Source organism: Kosakonia sp. HypNH10 (assembly GCF_029850615.1).
In the GTDB taxonomy this organism is placed as follows: Bacteria; Pseudomonadota; Gammaproteobacteria; order Enterobacterales; family Enterobacteriaceae; genus Kosakonia; species Kosakonia cowanii.
In genome coordinates, this window is the sequence record NZ_JAOTIU010000002.1 from 538,341 (window position 1) to 559,425 (window position 21,085).

19 protein-coding genes are annotated in these 21,085 nt (G+C 55.1%); 17 read left to right on the forward strand and 2 right to left on the reverse strand.

Annotated elements, in window-relative coordinates:
* Window positions 1-297 precede the first annotated feature (297 nt).
* The 3 genes from udk (at window position 298) to asmA (ending at window position 3,482) form a co-directional block, all read left to right on the forward strand.
* Window positions 298-939 carry a uridine kinase gene (gene udk / locus N7V53_RS08690; RefSeq protein ID WP_023479149.1) on the forward strand — a complete coding sequence of 214 codons (642 nt, stop codon included), beginning with the start codon at window positions 298-300 and terminating at the stop codon, window positions 937-939.
* Between the two features lie 85 nt (window positions 940-1,024).
* Complete coding sequence (gene dcd / locus N7V53_RS08695) at window positions 1,025-1,606, forward strand: dCTP deaminase (protein WP_023479188.1); 582 nt, start codon at window positions 1,025-1,027, stop codon at window positions 1,604-1,606.
* A 25-nt stretch (window positions 1,607-1,631) separates the two neighbouring features.
* Window positions 1,632-3,482, forward strand: coding sequence for an outer membrane assembly protein AsmA (gene asmA / locus N7V53_RS08700; RefSeq protein WP_279793075.1), 1,851 nt, complete (start codon window positions 1,632-1,634; stop codon window positions 3,480-3,482).
* A gap of 282 nt (window positions 3,483-3,764) precedes the next feature.
* Here asmA and N7V53_RS08705 read toward each other — a convergent pair whose 3' ends face one another.
* Both N7V53_RS08705 and N7V53_RS08710 read right to left on the reverse strand, forming a co-directional pair.
* Entirely contained in the window at window positions 3,765-4,349 is a 585-nt protein-coding gene (locus N7V53_RS08705) for an NUDIX domain-containing protein (protein WP_279793076.1), read from the reverse strand.
* A 153-nt stretch (window positions 4,350-4,502) separates the two neighbouring features.
* On the reverse strand, window positions 4,503-6,086 hold the full coding sequence (locus tag N7V53_RS08710; RefSeq protein ID WP_200133831.1) for a TerC family protein: 1,584 nt from the start codon (window positions 6,084-6,086) through the stop codon (window positions 4,503-4,505).
* 684 nt (window positions 6,087-6,770) lie between these two features.
* Here N7V53_RS08710 and N7V53_RS08715 point away from each other — a divergent pair.
* From N7V53_RS08715 to cpsB, 14 genes are all read left to right on the forward strand, one after another.
* Window positions 6,771-7,913 carry a polysaccharide export protein gene (locus tag N7V53_RS08715; protein WP_023479113.1) on the forward strand — a complete coding sequence of 381 codons (1,143 nt, stop codon included), beginning with the start codon at window positions 6,771-6,773 and terminating at the stop codon, window positions 7,911-7,913.
* Window positions 7,914-7,918: 5 nt separating this feature from the next.
* On the forward strand, window positions 7,919-8,362 hold the full coding sequence (gene wzb, locus N7V53_RS08720) for a low molecular weight protein-tyrosine-phosphatase Wzb (protein ID WP_279793077.1): 444 nt from the start codon (window positions 7,919-7,921) through the stop codon (window positions 8,360-8,362).
* Window positions 8,363-8,364: 2 nt separating this feature from the next.
* A complete protein-coding gene (wzc, locus tag N7V53_RS08725; RefSeq protein WP_279793078.1) occupies window positions 8,365-10,533 on the forward strand; it encodes a tyrosine-protein kinase Wzc in 2,169 nt (722 codons plus the stop codon).
* Between the two features lie 106 nt (window positions 10,534-10,639).
* Window positions 10,640-11,485, forward strand: a complete 846-nt coding sequence (gene wcaA, locus N7V53_RS08730; protein ID WP_023479129.1) for a colanic acid biosynthesis glycosyltransferase WcaA — start codon at window positions 10,640-10,642, stop codon at window positions 11,483-11,485.
* A complete protein-coding gene (wcaB, locus tag N7V53_RS08735; protein WP_023479173.1) occupies window positions 11,485-11,976 on the forward strand; it encodes a colanic acid biosynthesis acetyltransferase WcaB in 492 nt (163 codons plus the stop codon). Before wcaA ends, wcaB begins: the two co-directional genes overlap by 1 nt.
* Complete coding sequence (gene wcaC, locus N7V53_RS08740) at window positions 11,973-13,190, forward strand: colanic acid biosynthesis glycosyltransferase WcaC (protein ID WP_279793079.1); 1,218 nt, start codon at window positions 11,973-11,975, stop codon at window positions 13,188-13,190. The genes wcaB and wcaC overlap by 4 nt, the downstream gene beginning before the upstream one ends.
* Window positions 13,165-14,385 (forward strand): colanic acid polymerase WcaD, encoded by a 1,221-nt coding sequence (gene wcaD, locus N7V53_RS08745; protein WP_076770131.1) that lies wholly within the window; start codon window positions 13,165-13,167, stop codon window positions 14,383-14,385. Before wcaC ends, wcaD begins: the two co-directional genes overlap by 26 nt.
* 13 nt (window positions 14,386-14,398) lie before the next feature.
* On the forward strand, window positions 14,399-15,145 hold the full coding sequence (gene wcaE, locus N7V53_RS08750) for a colanic acid biosynthesis glycosyltransferase WcaE (RefSeq protein WP_023479138.1): 747 nt from the start codon (window positions 14,399-14,401) through the stop codon (window positions 15,143-15,145).
* Between the two features lie 22 nt (window positions 15,146-15,167).
* Window positions 15,168-15,722 (forward strand): colanic acid biosynthesis acetyltransferase WcaF, encoded by a 555-nt coding sequence (gene wcaF, locus N7V53_RS08755; RefSeq protein ID WP_023479143.1) that lies wholly within the window; start codon window positions 15,168-15,170, stop codon window positions 15,720-15,722.
* A 25-nt stretch (window positions 15,723-15,747) separates the two neighbouring features.
* Window positions 15,748-16,869 carry a GDP-mannose 4,6-dehydratase gene (gene gmd, locus N7V53_RS08760; RefSeq protein ID WP_023479093.1) on the forward strand — a complete coding sequence of 374 codons (1,122 nt, stop codon included), beginning with the start codon at window positions 15,748-15,750 and terminating at the stop codon, window positions 16,867-16,869.
* A 2-nt stretch (window positions 16,870-16,871) separates the two neighbouring features.
* A complete protein-coding gene (locus tag N7V53_RS08765; protein ID WP_124967867.1) occupies window positions 16,872-17,837 on the forward strand; it encodes a GDP-L-fucose synthase in 966 nt (321 codons plus the stop codon).
* 2 nt (window positions 17,838-17,839) lie between these two features.
* A complete protein-coding gene (locus tag N7V53_RS08770; protein ID WP_023479130.1) occupies window positions 17,840-18,313 on the forward strand; it encodes a GDP-mannose mannosyl hydrolase in 474 nt (157 codons plus the stop codon).
* The gene (gene wcaI, locus N7V53_RS08775; protein WP_023479230.1) at window positions 18,310-19,617 is read left to right on the forward strand and encodes a colanic acid biosynthesis fucosyltransferase WcaI; all 1,308 of its coding nucleotides are present in this window, start codon (window positions 18,310-18,312) and stop codon (window positions 19,615-19,617) included. Before N7V53_RS08770 ends, wcaI begins: the two co-directional genes overlap by 4 nt.
* Complete coding sequence (gene cpsB, locus N7V53_RS08780) at window positions 19,614-21,050, forward strand: mannose-1-phosphate guanyltransferase (protein ID WP_023479222.1); 1,437 nt, start codon at window positions 19,614-19,616, stop codon at window positions 21,048-21,050. The genes wcaI and cpsB overlap by 4 nt, the downstream gene beginning before the upstream one ends.
* The last annotated feature ends 35 nt before the right edge of the window (window positions 21,051-21,085 follow it).

Here is a 21,085-nt window from a genome sequence, read left to right on the forward strand (position 1 = left end):
GAATTTCGGATTATGCTAGTACAAACAATTTACAATTCCTATGGCGCGCGCTCATAAATTGACATCATAGTGTTATTAATTACTTAGTGAATGCATAAAACGCGCCCGGTGCGTCATTTTTACCCACCTTGCTGAGAAAAAAAGCGCGCAGTTTGGCGAAAAATGCCGCCATTTTTGCTTATCGCGTTCACCCGCGCTTTCGACTGGTATCGCGGCGGTGAAATCCCTATAATTGCCGCGTTTGACGCCAAGGCGTCTTCCTTCCTTTACATCCAGGTTAATCAGGTCCCTAAATTTATGACTGATCAGTCACATCAGTGCGTCATCATCGGCATCGCCGGCGCATCTGCTTCAGGTAAAAGTCTTATTGCCAGTACGCTTTACCGCGAGTTACGCGAGCAGGTGGGTGATGAACACATTGGCGTTATTCCCGAAGACAGCTACTACAAAGATCAAAGCCATCTGTCGATGGAAGAGCGTGTTAAAACCAACTATGACCATCCGAGCGCGATGGATCACAGTCTGTTATTCCAGCATCTTCAGTCGCTTAAGCGCGGCGAATCCATTGAGTTACCGGTCTACAGCTATGTTGAGCATACCCGCACCGCCGAGACCATTCGTATCGAAGCCAAAAAAGTCATCATTCTGGAAGGGATCCTGCTGCTGACCGACTCTCGCCTGCGCGATGAGATGAACTTCTCCATTTTTGTCGATACGCCGCTGGATATCTGCCTGATGCGCCGCATCAAACGCGACGTGAATGAACGCGGGCGCTCGATGGATTCGGTCATGGCGCAGTATCAGAAAACCGTGCGCCCGATGTTCCTGCAATTTATCGAACCTTCCAAACAGTATGCCGACATCATCGTGCCGCGCGGCGGAAAGAACCGTATCGCCATCGACATTCTGAAAGCCAAAATCAGCCAATTTTTTGAATAATACATGTTAGGCTGTCAAACTCAGTGTTAACTACCCGTCCCCTGAGGCTTTTTCAGGGGCGTGTCGCACCAAAGGAGAATGTGCCATGCGTCTTTGTGACCGCGATATCGAAGCCTGGATGAATGAGGGCCGACTCGCAATTAACCCGCGTCCGCCGGTAGAACGAATTAATGGTGCGACGGTGGATGTCCGTCTGGGCAACAAATTCCGCACATTCAGTGGTCATACCGCAGCATTTATCGATCTGAGCGGGCCGAAACAGGAAGTGACCGCCGCCCTCGATCGGGTGATGAGTGATGAGATTGTCCTCGCCGATGGCGAAGCCTTTTTCCTCCATCCGGGCGAGCTGGCGCTGGCAGTGACCTATGAGTCCGTTACCCTGCCGGCGGATCTGGTCGGCTGGCTCGATGGCCGCTCATCGCTGGCACGCTTAGGGCTGATGGTGCACGTCACCGCGCACCGTATCGATCCCGGCTGGTCTGGCTGCATCGTGCTGGAGTTCTATAATTCAGGCAAACTGCCGCTGGCTCTGCGCCCCGGCATGCTGATCGGCGCGCTGAGCTTTGAGCCGCTCTCCGGCCCGGCCGAGCGCCCTTACAACCGCCGCGAAGATGCGAAGTATCGCGATCAGCAGGGCGCGGTTGCCAGCCGTATCGATAAAGACTGAGCAAGTTATCTCTGCAGAGGACGCCATGAGAAGAGTGTTAACCACGCTGATGATCCTGTTGGTCGTGCTGATTGCCGGCCTGTCAGCGTTGGTGTTGCTGGTCAACCCCAACGATTTCCGTGCTTATATGGTGCGTCAGGTTGAAGCGCGTAGCGGCTATCAGTTACAGCTTGATGGCCCCCTGCGCTGGCACGTCTGGCCACAGCTTAGCATTCTCTCAGGGCGCATGACCTTAACCGCGCCGGGCGCGCAGACGCCGGTGGTTAAAGCGGACAATATGCGTCTCGACGTCAATCTCATACCTCTGCTCTCCCACCAGCTGCATGTTAAGCAGGTGATGTTAAAAGGCGCGGTGATCCAACTGACGCCTGAAACCCAGGCCGCGGTGGATAAAGACGCACCTGTCGCACCGCGTGAAAACACGCTGCCGCAGGCGGAAGAGGATCGCGGCTGGTCCTGGGATATCGGCAGTCTGCAGGTAGCGGACAGCGTGCTGGTGTTACAGCATGAGAACGATGAGCAGGTGACGGTGCGCGATATCCGGCTGCAGATGGAGCAGGATGAGCAGCACCAGGCGGCGCTGGAGTTCTCCGGGCGCATCAACCGTAATCAACGTGATTTAACCCTTGCGCTGCGCGCGAAGCTCGACGCGCGCGACTATCCACATAACCTTTCGGCGGTAGTGGATAGCGTCAAGTGGCAGCTGCGCGGCGGCGATGTGCCGTCGCAGGGTATTGAGGGCGAAGGCGAGCTACAGGCGCAGTGGCAGGGCGAACAGCAACGCCTGGCGCTGAGCGAGCTGAAGCTGCGCGCCAACGATAGCGTTCTGACCGGGCACGGCAGCGTCACCTTTGGCACTTTGCCGGTCTGGACGCTGGATTTGCAGTTCGATAATCTCAATCTCGATAACCTGTTGCCACCGCAAAATAACGCAACGGATAACAGCGCACCGGATCAGCAGGGCCAGGCGCAAAGCCGCCCGCCGCGTCCGGTGATCGCCAACAGTGCCGATGTACCGCACTTCAATGGCCTGCGTGATTTCACCGCCCAGGTGGGGATCAGCGCAAAAGCCGTGCGCTGGCGCGGGATGCAGTTTGCCGATGTCAGCGGGCAGTTCAACAACAACGCAGGCCTGCTTGTCATCCCGACCTTGCAGGGCAAAATGGGCGCCGGGCAGATCTCTCTTCCGGGGCAGTTGGATGTGCGCCGCGATGCCTCGCGGGCGGTGTTCCAGCCGCGCCTCGACAATGTTGAGATTGGCGACATTCTGAAAGCCTTTAATTATCCCATCGCGCTTACCGGTAGCCTCTCAATGGCGGGTGATTTCTCCGGCCCGAGCATTGATGCCGACGATTTCCGCCGTTTGTGGCAGGGCGAAGCGCATGTTGAGCTGAAAAATAGCCGCATGGAAGGGCTCAACTTCCAGCAGCTGGTGCAGCAGGCGGTGGCGCGCAGCACCGATGTGCAGACGCAGGAAAAATATGATACTGCAACGCGGCTCGATAGCTTCAGCAGCGATCTGGCGCTGAAAGCGGGGCAGATGACGCTGAGTAATATGCAGGGCAGCTCGCCGCTTATTGCCCTGACCGGTGAAGGCAAAATGGATCTGGTTAAAGAGCAGGCGGATACCCGCTTCAATATTCAGGTGCTGGGCGGCTGGCAAGGGGAGAGCGAGCTTATCGACTTCCTGAAGACGACGCCGATCCCGCTGCGTGTTTATGGGCCGTGGCAGGCGCTCAGCTACAACCTGCAGGTTGATCAGCTGTTGCGTAAGCATCTGCAGGATGAGGCGAAACGCCGCCTGAGCGACTGGGCGGATCGCAACAAGGATAAGCAGAGCAGCAAAGATGTGAAGAAGCTGCTCGATAAGATGTAAGTATGCCGCCGTTGGGCGAAATGCCTGATGGCGGCGTTGCCTTATCAGGCCTACGGCGATGGTGCAGGGCGAAATGCCTGATGGCGGCTTCGCCTTATCAGGCCTACGGCGATGGTGCAGGGGGAAATGCCTGATGGCGGCTGCGCCTTATCAGGCCTACGGCGATAGTGCGGGGCAAAATGCCTGATGACGGCGTTGCCTTATCAGGCCTACGGGGATGGTGCAGGGCAAAATGCCTGATGTCGGTTGCGCCTTATCAGGCCTACGGGTGTTACGAAGTTATTAAAGAACGCCTTCTAAGGCCAGGTGCTGGAGCAGCATAATGGTTTTGCCATCGGCAATCTCTCCGCAGCGGATAGCGGCCAGCGCGTCAGCAAACGTCATTTCCACCACTTCAATATCTTCTCCTTCCTCAACCAGACCACCACCGTTGCCGGTACGGCGGCTCTCGTCATATTCGGCGATAAAAAAGTGCAGCTTCTCACTGACCGAGCCGGGGCTCATCCAGGCTTCGAATACCTTTTCGACCCGCTCAAGACGGTATCCGGTCTCCTCTTCAGCTTCCTGCTTTATGCGCGTCTCCGCGTCCAGCTCATCCAGCAGCCCGGCGGCCGCTTCCAGTAAAAAACCTGCATGATCGTTCACAAACAGCGGTAAGCGAAACTGCCGGGTAAGGATCACGCTGCGTTTACTGCGGTTGTATAACAGGATCGTTGCGCCGTTGCCGCGGTCATACACCTCCCGGCTCTGACGCTGCCACTCCCCGTTGCGGCGGCGAAAATCGAAAGTGTATTTCGTCAGCTTCCCCCAATCCCGCGACAGCGGGATCGCCGTGATAATGCGTGCTTGTGCCTGTTCAGCTTGCATAAATGCTCCTCTGTGCAGTTTCAGGCATCATATCGCGCTAATTCGTGCGTAAACAAGAAATTTCGTGCAGCGCATCGCCAGCGAGGGCTGGGGCGCTTGTTGTTAATGCGAGGGAGTAAGCAAGGGAGTGAGCCGGGGCGAACCCCGGCTGCTTTACACTTCGTAGTCGGAAGGAGCGTCGCTTGCGATGGGGATAAGCTGCACTTTCTGCACCCGGTGGCTCTCAACCTCCAGGGTTTTCAGGCGGAAATCGCCAATCGTCACCTCTTCTCCCGGGGCGGGAATACGCTGCAAATGCTCCATTAACAGCCCGGCGATGGTGTGGTAATCGCGTTTATCATCCAGCGGCAGCGGCACATACTGCACCAGATCTTCCAGCGGCATATGGCCGTTAGCGGTCCAGCTGCCATCACTGTTTTTCTGGATATCATGGCGGGCGTCAATCTCCTCCACCTCGTTGGGCAGGTTGCCGGCGATGGTCTCCATCACATCACTCAATGTCACCACCCCTTCAACCGAGCCGAACTCATCGACCACAAAAGCGAAGTGGGTACGGGCATTGCGGAACTGCTCCAGCGCCTGCAACAGCGGCAGCCCCTCAGGGAAGACCAGCGGCTGGCGCACCAGCACGCGCAGATCCAGCGGTTCGCCGTGCAGTGACTGCTGCAACAGATCGAGAATATGCACTACGCCGAGCAGCGACTCCTCCTGCTCGCCGCCGGTAACCACGATGCGCGTATGCTGGTTTTTATCCAGCAGGGCACGCACCTCTGCTTCCGGCGCGTTGAGATCGATATGTTCGATATCGTGACGCGAGGTCATGATGCTGCTCACCGTGCGCTGATTGAGGTTCAGCACGCGCTCAATCATCCGCCGCTCCTGCGGATTGAAAATCTGCGCATCGTCGCTGTCGCGCAGCATCGAGGCGGTTTGCGCATCCAGCTCGGCATCCTCTTTACGCCCGCTGAGCAGACGCATCACCGCTTCGGTGGTGCGCTGGCGCAGCGTGTGGTTGGCAAACAGGAAACGGCGGCGGTTAAAGATGGCCAGCTGATTGAGGGACTCGATCATCACCGAGAAGCCAATTGCCGCATAGAGATAGCCTTTCGGAATATGGAAGCCAAAGCCTTCCGCCACCAGGCTAAAGCCAATCATCAGCAGGAAGCTGAGGCAGAGGATGACAATTGTCGGATGATTATTGACGAAGCGGGTGAGGGCTTTGCTCGCCAGCAGCATCAGCGAGATGGCGATAATGACCGCGGCCATCATCACCGCAAGATGATCGACCATGCCGACGGCGGTGATCACCGAGTCGAGAGAGAAGACCGCATCGAGCACCACGATTTGCGCGACCACCGCCCAGAATTTTGCCCCGCGCCGCTGGCTGGGGTTGTCACTGTCTTTCCCTTCAAGCCGCTCGTTCAGCTCTACGGTGGCTTTAAACAGCAGGAACAGGCCGCCGAACAGCATGATGAGATCGCGGGCGCTAAAGCTTAAACCGCGCACAGTGAACAGCGGTTGCGTGAGCGTCACCAGCCACGAAATGGAGGCCAGCAGCACCAGGCGCATCAGCATAGCGAGGATTAAACCCGTCACGCGGGCGCGGTCGCGCTCTGCAGGGGGGAGTTTTTCCGCCAGGATGGCGATAAAAACCAGGTTATCGATACCGAGCACTAACTCAATGACCACCAGCGTGATCAGCCCGGCCCAGATTGATGGATCAGCAATCCACTCCATTGTTAGCGTAAAACCTTATATAAGTTGGGAGTTGTGATGAGGAGATCATGGGTAACTTTCCGCATGAATGCAATGCCGCCTGCGATTAATCTTATTTAATAAGATATTTAAGAGTTATTTAATTACATTCCCGCACGGTGATTATGTTTATTTGTTGCTGTTTAAGGCGCGAATTTAGGAACTATCGTATGGGGCGGGCTGCATACCTAAGTTGTCAATATAAGTTAATTCCTAAAAACCTGAAAACCCGACGTTAATATTATTCTTAAAAAAGCTTCTGTCAGGAGATGCCGCCTTGCCTGCCCTTGGCTTAGCTGCAACAATTCCATCGGCATCTTTCAAATATACCTGCGATGTTAATTTCCGCGTTGTTATTCGATGCGGAAAAGGATACCCGCCGTACTTAGCGCGCCGCAGTTGGCGCCCTGACGAGGATGTAAAGGATGACTATCAACGACATATCGATGATCAGTGCATTGGTAACTGGAAGCCAGGGGCGGTAGCATGCCTGTTGGCATGACTGCAGCCGGATTATTCTGTAATGTCATGGGGTTGGATAAATGCTTTTTAGGACTGATGCTAGTTATATTCCTGGTGAATTAACTGCATTCTGATTCTGTGTACTGCTTGAGCGCTTATTTAAATCGCACAGGATAATTACTCTGCCATAGTGATAATTAATCAATGATGAAATCTAAAATGAAATTGATGCCATTATTGGTGTCCATAAGCTTAATGAGTGGCTGCACCGTATTCCCGGGTAGCAATATGTCGACATCGGGAAAGGACGTGATTAAACAGCAGGATGCTGACTTTGATTTAGACAGTATGGTGAACGTTTATCCTTTGACCCCGCGTCTGATTGAGCAGTTGCGCCCGCGCGTAAACGTTGCTCAACCGAACATGTCGCTGGATCAAGAGATCTCCTCTTATGAATACCGCGTCGGACCAGGCGACGTCCTGAGCGTCACTGTGTGGGATCACCCGGAACTAACCACCCCTGCCGGTCAGTATCGCAGCTCCAGCGATACCGGTAACTGGGTGCAGCCGGATGGCACCATGTTCTACCCCTATATCGGCAAAGTCCGCGTGGTGGGTAAAACCCTGGCCGAAATACGTAGTGATATTACCAGCCGCTTAGCGACCTATATTGCCGACCCGCAGGTGGACGTTAATATCGCCGCGTTCCGCTCGCAAAAAGCCTATGTCTCTGGTCAGGTTAATAAATCAGGCCAGCAGGCGATCACCAACGTGCCGCTGACCGTGCTTGACGCCATCAACGCCGCGGGCGGTCTGACCGATCTTGCCGACTGGCGCAACGTCGTGCTGACCCACAAAGGCAAAGAGGAGCGCATCTCTCTGCAGGCGCTGATGCAAAACGGCGACCTCAGCCAGAACCGCCTGCTCTACCCTGGCGACATTCTGTTTGTTCCGCGCAATGACGATCTGAAAGTGTTCGTGATGGGGGAAGTGAAAAAACAGAGCACCCTCAAAATGGACTTCAGCGGCATGACGCTGACCGAAGCGCTCGGCCAGGCAGAAGGTCTCGACCTGACCTCCTCCAACGCCAGCGGTATCTTCGTCATCCGTCCGATCAAGAACGGCGAGGGCGGTCGCGGCAACAAGATTGCCAACATCTACCAGCTTGATATGTCGGATGCCACGTCGCTGGTGATGGCCACCAACTTCCGCCTCCAGCCTTACGACGTTGTTTATGTCACCACCGCACCGGTATCGCGTTGGAACCGTCTTATCAACCAGTTGCTGCCAACCATCAGTGGCGTTCGCTACATGACGGATACGGCCAAAGATATTCATACGTGGTAACAGGCATGTTCAACAAAATTCTGGTGGTTTGTGTGGGGAACATTTGTCGTTCCCCGACAGCGGAACGGCTCCTGAAAAAATACCACCCCGGGCTCACGGTTGAGTCCGCCGGGTTGGGCGCACTGGTCGGGCATAGCGCAGATGCCAGCGCCACGGCCGTGGCGGCAGATAATCAACTCTCACTGGATGGGCATGTCGCACGCCAGATCTCCGGGAAATTGTGTCGTGAATTCGATCTGATTCTGGTCATGGAGAAGCGACACATCTCCCGCTTGTGCGAACTTACCCCCGAGATGCGTGGAAAGGTCATGTTGTTTGGCCACTGGGATAACGAACGGGAGATCCCCGATCCGTATCGCAAAAGTCGCGAAGCTTTTGAAGCCGTTTACACCTTACTTGACCAGTCTGCCCGCCTTTGGGCGCAGGCATTGCAAGCTCAGCAGGGATAATAATGACAGAGAAAACACACCATTCGCATTCTGCTACGTCGGCAGTGGGCAATGACGAAATCGATATTGGCCGTTTACTCGGCACAATCATTGAGGCTCGCTGGTGGGTGCTGGGCATTACCGCGCTATTTGCCCTCGCCGCGCTCGTTTACTGCATGTTCGCCACACCCATCTACAGCGCCGATGCGCTGGTGCAGATCGAGCAGAATACCGGCAGTTCGCTGGTGCAGGATATTAACAGCGCGCTGAGTAACAAACCGCCGGCGTCAGAAGCGGAAATCCAGCTGATCCAGTCCCGCCTGGTGCTGGGTAAAACCGTTGACGATCTTGACCTTGATATTTCAGTGGTGAAGGACACCTTCCCGCTGTTTGGTGCCGGCTGGGATCGCCTGATGGGGCGGCAGAATGAGACCGTGAAGGTCACCTCATTCGAACTGCCGAAAGGGTGGGCGGATCAGACCTTCACCCTTAAAGTGCTGAGCCCGAAAACTTATTTGCTGAGCAGCGACGGCGGGTTTGAAGCGCGCGGTGAAGTGGGCAAACCGTTGAGCAAAGAGGGCGTCACCATGATGGTGAGCGCGATTCAGGCCTCTAATGACAGCGAGTTTACCGTCACCAAGTTCTCGACCCTTGGCATGATCAACAATCTGCAAAACAACCTGACGGTTGTGGAGAACGGTAAAGACACCGGCGTGCTGAGCCTCAGCTACACCGGCGAAGATCGCGATCAGATCCGTGCCATTCTCAACAGCATCACCCGCAACTACCTTGAGCAGAATATTGAGCGCAAATCGGAAGAAGCGGCAAAGAGCCTCATCTTCCTGGATAAGCAGCTGCCGGAAGTGCGTCATAACCTCGACGTCGCGGAAGATAAGCTCAATGCCTATCGCCAGACGAAAGACTCCGTCGACCTGCCGCTCGAAGCCAAATCGGTGCTCGACTCGGTGGTCAACATTGATGCGCAGTTGAACGAACTGACCTTCAAAGAAGCGGAGATCTCTAAGCTCTACACCAAAGCGCACCCGGCGTACCGTACGCTGCTTGAGAAACGCCAGGCGCTGGAAGATGAGAAGGCGAAGCTCAATAAACGCATCACGGCCATGCCGCAGACCCAGCAGGAGATTGTGCGCCTGACCCGCGATGTGGAATCTGGTCAGCAGGTCTATATGCAGCTGCTGAATAAACAGCAGGAGCTGCGTATCACCCAGGCGAGCACCGTGGGCGATGTGCGCATCGTTGACCCGGCGATCACTCAGCCTGGCGTGCTGAAGCCGAAAAAAGCGCTGATTATTCTCGGCAGCATTATTTTCGGTCTGATTATCTCCGTCGTTGGCGTGCTGCTGCGTTCCCTCTTCAACCGCGGTATCGAAAGCCCGCAGGTGCTGGAAGAGAATGGCATCAGCGTCTATGCCAGCATCCCGCTCTCCGAGTGGCAGAAGGAGCGTGACAACGCGCAAGTCGCCAAAGGCGCACGCCGCTTCAAGCAGAGCCAGTTGCTGGCAGTGGGTAACCCGACCGACCTGGCGATTGAAGCGGTTCGCAGCCTGCGCACCAGTCTCCACTTCGCCATGATGCAGGCCAACAACAATGTGTTGATGATGACCGGGGTCAGCCCCTCCATCGGTAAAACCTTTGTCTGTGCCAACCTCGCGGCGGTGATCAGCCAGACCAACAAGCGCGTGCTGCTGATCGACTGTGATATGCGTAAAGGCTACACCCACGAACTGCTGGGTACCGACAATATCAACGGTCTGTCAGATGTGCTGGCAGGGAAGGGCGCCATCGAGAGCTGCGCGAAGCCGACTTCAATCAGCAACTTCGACCTGGTTCCGCGCGGTCAGGTGCCGCCTAACCCTTCTGAACTGCTGATGAGCGAACGTTTTACCCAGCTGGTTGAGTGGGCGAGCAAAAACTACGACCTGGTGCTGATCGATACCCCGCCAATCCTCGCGGTGACCGATGCGGCCGTAGTAGGTCGCCATGCGGGCACCACGCTGATGGTGGCGCGTTACGCGGTCAACACCCTGAAAGAGATCCAGACCAGCCTGAGCCGCTTCGAGCAGAACGGCATCCAGGTGAAAGGCGTCATCCTGAACTCCATCTTCCGCCGCGCAACCGGCTATCAGGATTACGGCTACTACGAGTACGAATACAAGTCCGACTCGAAATAACAAGACTTATACCTCTACCCTCAGCGTGCTTCGCCCTTCCCCTTAACGGGGGGAGGGCGTAAGCGAGGGCAAAAAGCGGCATGTGGAACGCATTAGGGATCGCATCATGAGCACAACAGCAAACCCATTAATTTCAATTTATATGCCTACCTGGAACCGTCAGCAGCTGGCCATCCGCGCCATTAAATCGGTGCTGCGCCAGGATTATCCGCACTGGGAAATGATCATTGTTGATGACTGCTCCGCATCGTTCGATCAACTGCAGCAGTTTGTTGACGAGCTGAACGATCCGCGCGTCAGCTATACGCGCAACGACTTCAACTCTGGTGCCTGCGCTGTGCGCAACCAGGCCATTCTGCAGGCGCGCGGACAATACATTACCGGCATCGATGATGACGATGAGTGGACGCCAAATCGCTTATCGGTCTTCCTCGCACACAAACATCTGCTCAATACCCGCGCGTTTCTCTACGCCAATGATTATGTTTGCCAGGGCGAAGTCTACGCGCAGCCGGCGAGCCTTCCGCTCTACCCGAAATCGCCGTTCTCCCGCAAGCTCTTCTACAAACGTAATATCGTCGGTAATCAGGTCTTTACCTGGGCGTGGCGTTTTAAAGAGTCGCTGTTTGATACCCAACTGAAAGCCGCCCAGGATTACGACATCTTCCTGCGCATGGTGACCGAGTATGGCGAGCCGTTCAAAATTGAAGAGGCGACGCAGATCCTGCATATCAACCACGGCGAGATGCAGATCACCTCTTCACCGAAGAAGTTCTCCGGTTACTTCCACTTCTATCGCAAGCACAAAGATAAGTTCGACCGTGCCAGCAAGAAGTATCAACTCTTCACCCTCTACCAGATCCGCAACAAGCGGATGAACTGGCGCACGCTGTTGACGCTCTTTTCCGTGCGCAACGGCAAACGTCTGGCTGATGGGCTGCGGGGTAAATAATGCGACTGGAAGATTTTCGCGCAAACCACTGGAATTTGCGCCCGTGCTGCATGGTTGCCGCCTACCGTATCGCGCACTTCTGCTCGGTGTGGCGCAAAAAGCATGTGATTAACAATATCTGGGCCGCGCCGGTCATTCTGCTCTACCGCTTTATCACCGAATGCCTGTTTGGCTATGAGATCCAGGCGGCAGCAACTATTGGTCGGCGTTTCACCATTCACCACGGTTATGCGGTGGTGATTAATAAAAATGTCGTAGCGGGTGATGATTTTACCATTCGCCATGGTGTGACCATCGGCAACCGCGGCGCCGACAGCCTGGCCTGCCCGGTCATCGGCAACGGCGTTGAGCTGGGTGCGAATGTGGTGATGATTGGCGATATCACCATTGGCAACAATGTCACTATCGGCGCAGGCAGCGTGGTGCTCGACAGTGTGCCGGACAACGCGCTGGTGGTGGGTGAAAAAGCGCGCGTGAAGGTGATTAAATGAATATTTTGCAGTTTAACGTACGCCTCGCAGAGGGCGGTGCTGCGGGTGTTGCGCTGGATCTCCACCAGCGCGCACTGCAGCAGGGTTATCAGTCGCGCTTTATTTATGGCTACGGTAAAGGCGGCAAAAAGAGCGTCAGCCATGACAACTATCAGAACGTCTATAAACAGACGCCGCGTCTGACCTCGATTGCCAACCTGGCGCTGTTCCGCCTCTTTAACCGCGATGTTTTCGGCAATCTCAATAATCTTTATCGCAACATTACCCGTAGCGAAGGGCCGCTGGTGCTCCATTTTCATGTGATGCACAGCTACTGGCTCAACCTTGAGGATCTGGTGGCGTTCTGCCAGCGCGTGAAAGCGCACAAACCGGACGTTACCTTCGTCTGGACGCTGCACGACCACTGGAGCGTCACCGGCCGTTGTGCATTCACCGACGGTTGCGAAGGGTGGAAAACCAACTGCCAGAAGTGCCCGACGCTGAGTAACTATCCGCCGGTCAAAATCGATCGCGCGCATCAGTTAGTGGGCCGCAAGCGCCAGCTGTTTAATACCATGCTGTCACTGGGCTGCCAGTTTATCTCTCCAAGCCAGCATGTGGCTGACGCCTTTAACAGTCTGTATGGCGCAGGCCGTTGCCAGATTATTAACAACGGCATTGATGTGGCGACAGAGGAGATCCTCGCCCAACTCGCGCCGGTCAAAGTGACGCAGGGGAAACCGAAGATCGCTATCGTCGCCCACGATTTACGCTACGACGGTAAAACCAACCAAAAGCTGGTGCGCGACATTATGGCGCTTGAAGATCGCGTCGAGCTGCACACTTTCGGTAAATTCTCTCCGTTTGAGGGGCCGCAGGTGGTTAACCACGGTTTCCTCACCGATAAGCGTAAATTGATGAGCGAACTCAATGAGATGGATGCGCTGGTCTTTAGTTCGCGCGTCGATAACTACCCGCTGATCCTCTGCGAAGCGCTCTCTATTGGCGTGCCAGTGATCGCCACCCACAGCGATGCGGCGCGCGAAGTGCTGCAAAAGTCGGGCGGCAAGACCTTCAGTGAAGAGGAGGTGCTGCCGCTGGTGCAGTGCCATAAAGCAGAAATCGCCCAGGCGGTGTTTGGCGAGAGCCTCGACGCGTTTCGCGCGCGCAGCCGCCAGGCCTATAGCGGTCATCAGATGCTGGAGGAGTATGTCTCGTTCTATCAGAGTCTGTAGCTATCTGCTGCTGCCGTTGATCTACCTGCTGGTCAACGTGAAATTATTCCAGCTCGGTGAGAGCTTCCCGATCACGATTGTGACTTTTTTACCGGTGATGCTGCTGCTCTACGTTGAGCGCATCAACCTGAAAAAGTTGATGTTAGCGCTGATGCTCGGTGCAGGATTAACGCTCTTCAACTTTATTTTCGGTAAGTCACTGGATGCCAGCAAATATGTCACGTCGACCATGCTGTTTGTTTACATTGTGATCATTATTGGCATGGTATGGAGTATTCGCTTCAAAACGATCTCGCCGCATAACTATCGAAAGATTTTGAGATTTTTCTATATGGTGGTGGCGTTAATTGTCACGCTCGCCGCAATGGAGATGGCTCAGATCATTCTTACTGGCGGCAGTAGTTTGATGGAAATAATTTCGAAATATCTTATTTACAGCAACAGTTACGTGCTGAATTTTATCAAGTTCGGCGGTAAGCGAACCACGGCGCTCTATTTCGAACCGGCATTCTTCGCTCTGGCGTTAATCTCAATTTGGCTCAGCATCAAACAGTTTGGTATCAAAACGCCGAAGACCGATGCTATGATTCTGGCAGGGATAGTTCTCTCAGGATCGTTCTCCGGGGTAATGACATTTATCATGTTTTACCTGCTGGAATGGGCGTTCCAGTATCTCAATAAAGAGGCGATTCAGAAGAAATTACCGCTGGCAATTATTTCACTTGCGGTGTTTGTCGTGGGCCTCGTATTTGCTTTTCCTTATATTGCAACGCGTATTGGCGATTTGGGAACGGAAGGCTCCTCCTCTTATTACCGAATTATCGGTCCGCTTGTGATGGTTGGATATTCGCTGACCAATATTGATGGCGTAGTAAGATTCGGCTCACTTTATGAATATGTCGCATCATTCGGAATCTTTAACGGTGCAGACGTCGGGAAAACAATAGACAATGGGTTGTATCTGCTGATCATTTATTTTTCATGGTTAGCGGTAATACTGACCGGATGGTACATGTTTAAAGTCGCTAAAATGACGATGAATGCTTTTGGCAACAATCAGAATTTTCGCGTTCAACTTTTCTTGTTTACCCCGATCTCGTTGTTTTTTACGGGGTCAATTTTTAGTCCGGAATATGCATTCTTAATTGTTTGTCCATTTATTCTTCGTAAAGCGTTGAATATTGTCAGTTCATGAGAAGGTGGGTCACATGCTGCTAAGTGTTATTACTGTCGCGTTTCGCAATTATGAAGGTGTGATGAAGACCTGGCAGTCGCTGGCTCACCTGGCGAAAGCGCAAGATATCGAGTTTGAGTGGATTGTGGTTGACGGCGGTTCTCAGGACGGCACTGAGGATTTTCTGAAAAGCCTCAACGGCCAATATAATTTACGTTTTATAAGCGAACGCGATAAAGGTATTTACGATGCCATGAATAAAGGCATCGATATGGCCTCCGGACGTTTTGCGATATTTCTTAATTCTGGCGATATTTTCCATGAAGAGATCGTCGATGTTGTTCGCCAGTTAAGCGAAGCGAAAGAGACCGCGATGTATATCGGCGATGCGCTGCTTGATTTCGGCGACGGCAGCAAGCTGCGCCGCAATGCAAAGAGCGGCTGGTATATTTATCACAGCCTGCCGGCCAGCCATCAGGCCATCTTTTTCCCGGTGCACGGGTTAAAAACTTACCCCTACGATCTGCAATTTAAAGTCTCATCCGATTACGCGTTAGCGGCCAGAATGTTTAAAGCGGGCTTTCCGTTTAAGCGTCTGAAAGGGCTGGTATCTGAATTTTCGATGGGCGGTGTATCCACTTCTAATAACCTCGAATTATGTCAAGACGCCCGTAAAGTTCAGCGCATGATATTACACGTTCCCGGCTTCTGGGCAGAATTATCCTATATGTTGCGTTTACGGACGACGGGTAAAGCAAAGGCTTTATATAACAAAGCGTAACGCCCGGACATAAGGAAAGAATATGCAAGATTTAAAAGGATTCTCCGTGCCGAAAGGCTTTCGGGGCGGGAACGCTATTAAGGTTCAACTGTGGTGGGCGGTGCAGGCGACATTATTTGCCTGGTCTCCGCAGGTGCTTTATCGCTGGCGCGCCTTCTTATTACGCCTGTTCGGCGCGAAGGTAGGTAAAGGCGTAGTGATTCGACCTTCAGTCAAAATTACCTACCCATGGAAATTAACCCTGGGTGATTACAGCTGGGTGGGGGATGACGCGGTGTTATATACGCTTGGCGACATCACCATCGGCGCAAATTCTGTGGTGTCACAGAAGTGTTATTTGTGCACCGGCAGTCACGACTATATGAGCGCGCATTTCGATATTAACGCGACGCCCATCGTGATTGGCGAGAAGTGCTGGCTGGCGACGGATGTGTTTGTTGCTCCCGGCGTTTCTATCGGCGACGGCACGGTCGTCGGTGCGCGCAGCAGTGTTTTTAAATCGCTACCGGCAAATGCAATTTGTCGGGGCAATCCCGCAGTGGTAACGCGCGAACGCGTTGAAAAGGTAACTCCCTAACAGGGAACATTGAGGAAAATAAATTATGTCTAAAGTCGCTCTCATCACCGGCGTTACCGGGCAAGATGGCTCTTATCTGGCAGAACTGCTTCTGGAAAAGGGTTACGAAGTTCACGGCATCAAACGCCGCGCTTCCTCTTTCAATACTGAGCGTGTTGATCACATTTATCAGGATCCGCACACAAGCAACCCGAAATTCCACCTGCACTACGGCGATCTGACCGATACGTCCAACCTGACCCGTATCCTGCAGGAAGTGCAGCCGGATGAAGTGTACAACCTGGGTGCGATGAGCCACGTTGCGGTCTCCTTCGAATCCCCGGAATACACCGCTGATGTCGACGCCATGGGTACGCTGCGTCTGCTGGAAGCGATCCGCTTCCTGGGTCTGGAGAAGAAAACCCGTTTCTATCAGGCATCCACCTCTGAGCTGTATGGCCTGGTGCAGGAAACCCCGCAGAAAGAGACTACGCCGTTCTACCCGCGCTCTCCGTATGCCGTTGCCAAACTGTACGCTTACTGGATCACCGTGAACTACCGTGAATCCTACGGCATGTACGCCTGTAACGGCATCCTGTTCAACCACGAATCCCCGCGTCGTGGCGAAACCTTCGTGACCCGTAAAATTACCCGTGCGATCGCCAACATCGCTCAGGGCCTGGAATCCTGCCTCTACCTCGGCAACATGGACTCCCTGCGTGACTGGGGCCATGCCAAAGACTACGTGAAAATGCAGTGGATGATGCTGCAACAGGAACAGCCGGAAGACTTCGTTATCGCGACCGGCGTGCAGTACTCCGTACGTCAGTTCGTAGAAATGGCTGCCGCTCAGCTCGGTATCAAACTGCGCTTCGAAGGCACTGGCGTAGAAGAGAAGGGTATCGTTGTTTCCGTGACTGGCCACGATGCGCCGGGCGTGAAACCGGGTGATGTGATTGTTGCCGTTGACCCGCGCTACTTCCGTCCTGCTGAAGTGGAAACCCTGCTGGGCGACCCGACCAAAGCGCACGAAAAACTGGGCTGGAAACCGGAAACTACCCTGCAGGAGATGGTCTCTGAAATGGTGGCAAAAGATCTGGAAGCAGCGAAAAAACACTCACTGCTTAAGGCCCACGGTTACGAGGTTGCCATCGCGCTGGAGTCCTGAGCATGACCAAACAACGTGTTTTTGTGGCTGGCCATCGCGGGATGGTGGGGTCAGCCATCGTACGGCAGCTCGAACAGCGTGCGGATATCGAACTGGTGCTGCGCTCGCGCGAAGAGCTGAACCTGTTAGATGCCGCGGCGGTGGACGCGTTTTTCGCCAGCGAACGTATTGACCAGGTCTACCTGGCAGCAGCGAAAGTGGGCGGTATTGTGGCGAACAATACCTACCCGGCGGACTTCATCTACGAAAATATGATGATTGAGAGCAACATCATTCACTCGGCGCACAAGCACGACGTGAACAAGCTGTTGTTCCTCGGTTCGTCCTGCATCTACCCGAAACTGGCGAAGCAGCCGATTGCTGAAAGCGAGCTGCTGCAAGGGACGCTGGAGCCAACGAACGAGCCGTACGCGATTGCCAAAATCGCCGGGATCAAACTGTGCGAATCGTACAACCGCCAGTATGACCGCGATTACCGCTCGGTGATGCCGACCAACCTGTATGGTCCGCACGACAACTTCCACCCGAGCAACTCGCACGTCATTCCTGCGCTGCTGCGTCGTTTCCACGAAGCGACCCAGGAGAATGCGGCAGACGTGGTGGTGTGGGGCAGCGGCACGCCGATGCGTGAATTCCTCCATGTGGATGATATGGCAGCAGCCAGCATTCATGTGCAGGAGCTGGCGCGCGAAGTGTGGCAGGAGAATACCGAGCCGATGCTGTCGCACATCAACGTCGGTACCGGCGTTGACTGCACCATTCGCGAACTGGCACAGACGGTTGCAAACGTTGTGGGCTACAAAGGCCGCGTGGTGTTTGACGCCACCAAGCCGGACGGCACGCCGCGTAAACTGCTGGATGTGACCCGTCTGCATCAACTGGGCTGGTATCACGAGATCTCACTGGAAGCGGGGCTGGCAAGCACCTACCAGTGGTTCCTTGAAAACCAGCACCGGTTCCGGGGGTAAGCATGTTTTTAAGTCATGAAGATTTTGCCACGGTGGTGCGTTCCACCCCGCTGATCTCCATCGATCTGATCGTGGAGAATTCACGCGGCGAGTTTTTACTCGGCAAACGCACTAACCGTCCGGCCCAGGGATACTGGTTCGTGCCGGGCGGACGCGTGCAAAAGGACGAGCCGCTGGCAGCCGCTTTCGAGCGGCTGACTCAGGCGGAACTGGGACTGCGCCTGCCGATGTCGGCAGGTGAGTTTTACGGCGTCTGGCAGCACTTCTATGACGATAACTTCTCCGGCCCCGATTTTACGACCCACTACATCGTGCTCGGCTTCCGTCTGCGCGTGGACGAGGAGACCCTCGCCCTGCCAACGGAGCAGCACGATGACTATCGCTGGGTTTCGCCGGAGGCGTTGATTGCCGACCCGCTGGTGCATGACAACAGCCGCGCCTATTTCCTCGACGCGCAGGGAGTGCCGGGCTTATGAAAATCCTGGTTTATGGCATCAACTATTCGCCGGAACTGACCGGGATCGGTAAGTACACCGGCGAAATGGTGGAGTGGATGGCCCGTCAGGGCCATGACGTTCGCGTCATCACTGCGCCGCCGTACTACCCGGAGTGGAAAGTCGGGCACCCTTACAGTGCCTGGCGCTGGCGTAAAGAGCAGGGAGCCGCCACGGTGTGGCGCTGCCCGCTCTACGTGCCGAAGCAGCCGTCGACCATCAAGCGTCTGCTGCACTTAGGCAGCTTTGCCGTCAGCAGCTTTTTCCCGCTGATGGCCCAGCGTAGCTGGAAGCCGGATCGCATCATCGGCGTAGTGCCGACACTGTTTTGCACGCCGGGCATGCGCCTGCTGGCAAAACTGAGCGGCGCACGCACGCTGCTGCACATTCAGGATTATGAAGTGGACGCCATGCTCGGGTTAGGTATGGCGGGCAAAGGTAAAGGCGGCCTGGTGGCAAAACTGGCGGCCGCGTTTGAACGCAGCAATCTGCATAACGTTGACAACGTCTCTACCATCTCGCGCTCGATGATGAACAAAGCGCGTGAGAAGGGCGTGTCAGCCGACAAGATTATCTTCTTCCCGAACTGGTCCGAAGTGGCGCGTTTTCGTGATGTCGACGCGGCAAGCGTTGCGCAGTTACGCCGCGACCTCGGTCTGCCGGATGACAAAAAAATCATTCTTTACTCCGGCAACATCGGCGAGAAGCAGGGATTAGAAAATGTGATTGAAGCCGCTGCGCGACTGAAGGGCCATCCGTGGCTCTTCGCCATCGTCGGGCAGGGCGGAGGCAAAGCGCGGCTGGAGAAAATGGTCAGCGAGCGCGGCCTCGACAATGTGAAATTCTTCCCGTTGCAGCCTTATGAAGCGCTGCCGGCGCTGCTCACGCTTGGCGATTGCCACCTGGTTATCCAGAAGCGCGGCGCGGCGGATGCGGTATTGCCCTCCAAGCTGACCAACATTCTGGCGGTGGGTGGCAATGCGGTGATCACCGCCGAAGAGAGTACCGAACTTGGCCAGCTCTGCCTGAATGAGCCTGGCATTGCGGTCTGCGTCGAACCGGAATCGGTCGATGCGCTGACCTCGGGCATTGAACGCGCGTTAGCGCTGCCCACAAACAACACGGTGGCACGTGAATATGCCGAACGCACGCTCGAAAAAGAGAACGTGTTAAGCCAGTTTATTGCAGATATCAGCCCGGAGAAATCCGCGACGCCCGCAGCCGCCCACGATGGCGCGGCGCATGAGGCGCGCCTCAATTTCGACGGCAATGGGGATAAATCATGAGTCAAACGCAACTCTATCCGGTCGTGATGGCCGGGGGCTCCGGCAGCCGTCTGTGGCCACTTTCCCGCGTGCTTTACCCTAAACAGTTTCTCTGCCTGAAGGGCGATCTCACCATGCTGCAGACCACCGTCTGCCGCCTGAACGGCGTCGAGTGCGAAAGCCCGGTGGTGATTTGTAACGAGCAGCACCGTTTTATCGTCGCAGAACAGCTGCGCCAGCTTAATAAGCTGACGGAGAACATCATTCTTGAACCGGCAGGCCGCAACACCGCCCCGGCGATTGCGCTGGCGGCGCTGGCGGTTAAACGCCACAACCCGGATAGCGATCCGCTGATGCTGGTGCTGGCAGCGGATCACGTTATTCAGGATGAAGAGGCGTTCCGTACTTCAGTACGTAATGCTATGCCGTATGCCGAGGCGGGCAAACTGGTGACTTTCGGTATCGTGCCGGATATGCCCGAAACCGGTTACGGCTACATCCGCCGCGGTGAAGTCAGCCCGGGCCAGGTCGATGCTGTGGCGTTTGAAGTGGCGCAGTTTGTTGAAAAACCGAACCTGGAAACCGCGCAGGGGTATGTCGCCAGCGGCGAATACTACTGGAACAGCGGCATGTTCCTGTTCAGCGCCGGTCGCTACCTGGAAGAGCTGCAAAAATATCGTCCGGATATTCTCGAAGCCTGTGAGAAGGCGATGGATGCCACCGACCCGGATATGGACTTTATCCGCGTCGATGAAGAGGCGTTCCTCGCCTGCCCGGAAGAGTCTATCGACTACGCGGTGATGGAACGCACTGCCGATGCGGTGGTGGTTCCGATGGACGCAGGCTGGAGCGATGTTGGCTCCTGGTCCTCCCTGTGGGAGATCAGCCAGCACACGCCGGAAGGCAACGTGCATCACGGCGATGTGATCAGCCACAAAACCGAAAACAGCTACGTCTATGCCGAATCCGGTCTCGTGACCACCGTTGGCGTAAAAGATTTGGTGGTGGTGCAGACCAAAGACGCGGTGCTGATTGCCGACCGTAATGCGGTGCAGGACGTGAAAAAAGTGGTCGAGAAGATCAAAGCCGAAGGGCGTCACGAGCACCATATTCACCGCGAAGTTTACCGCCCGTGGGGTAAATATGACTCCATCGACGCAGGCGATCGCTACCAGGTGAAACGCATCACCGTGAAACCGGGCGAGGGGCTGTCGGTACAGATGCACCACCACCGCGCCGAGCACTGGGTGGTGGTTGCCGGTACGGCGAAAGTCACCATCGATGACGAAGTCAAACTGCTGGGCGAAAACGAATCTATCTACATTCCGCTCGGTGCGCGCCACTGCCTGGAAAACCCGGGCAAGATCCCTCTCGACCTGATTGAGGTACGCTCCGGTTCGTACCTGGAAGAGGATGACATTGTGCGCTTCGCCGATCGTTACGGGCGTATTTAACGCCCATTGCCGGCCCGCCGCGCGCGGGTTCGGCC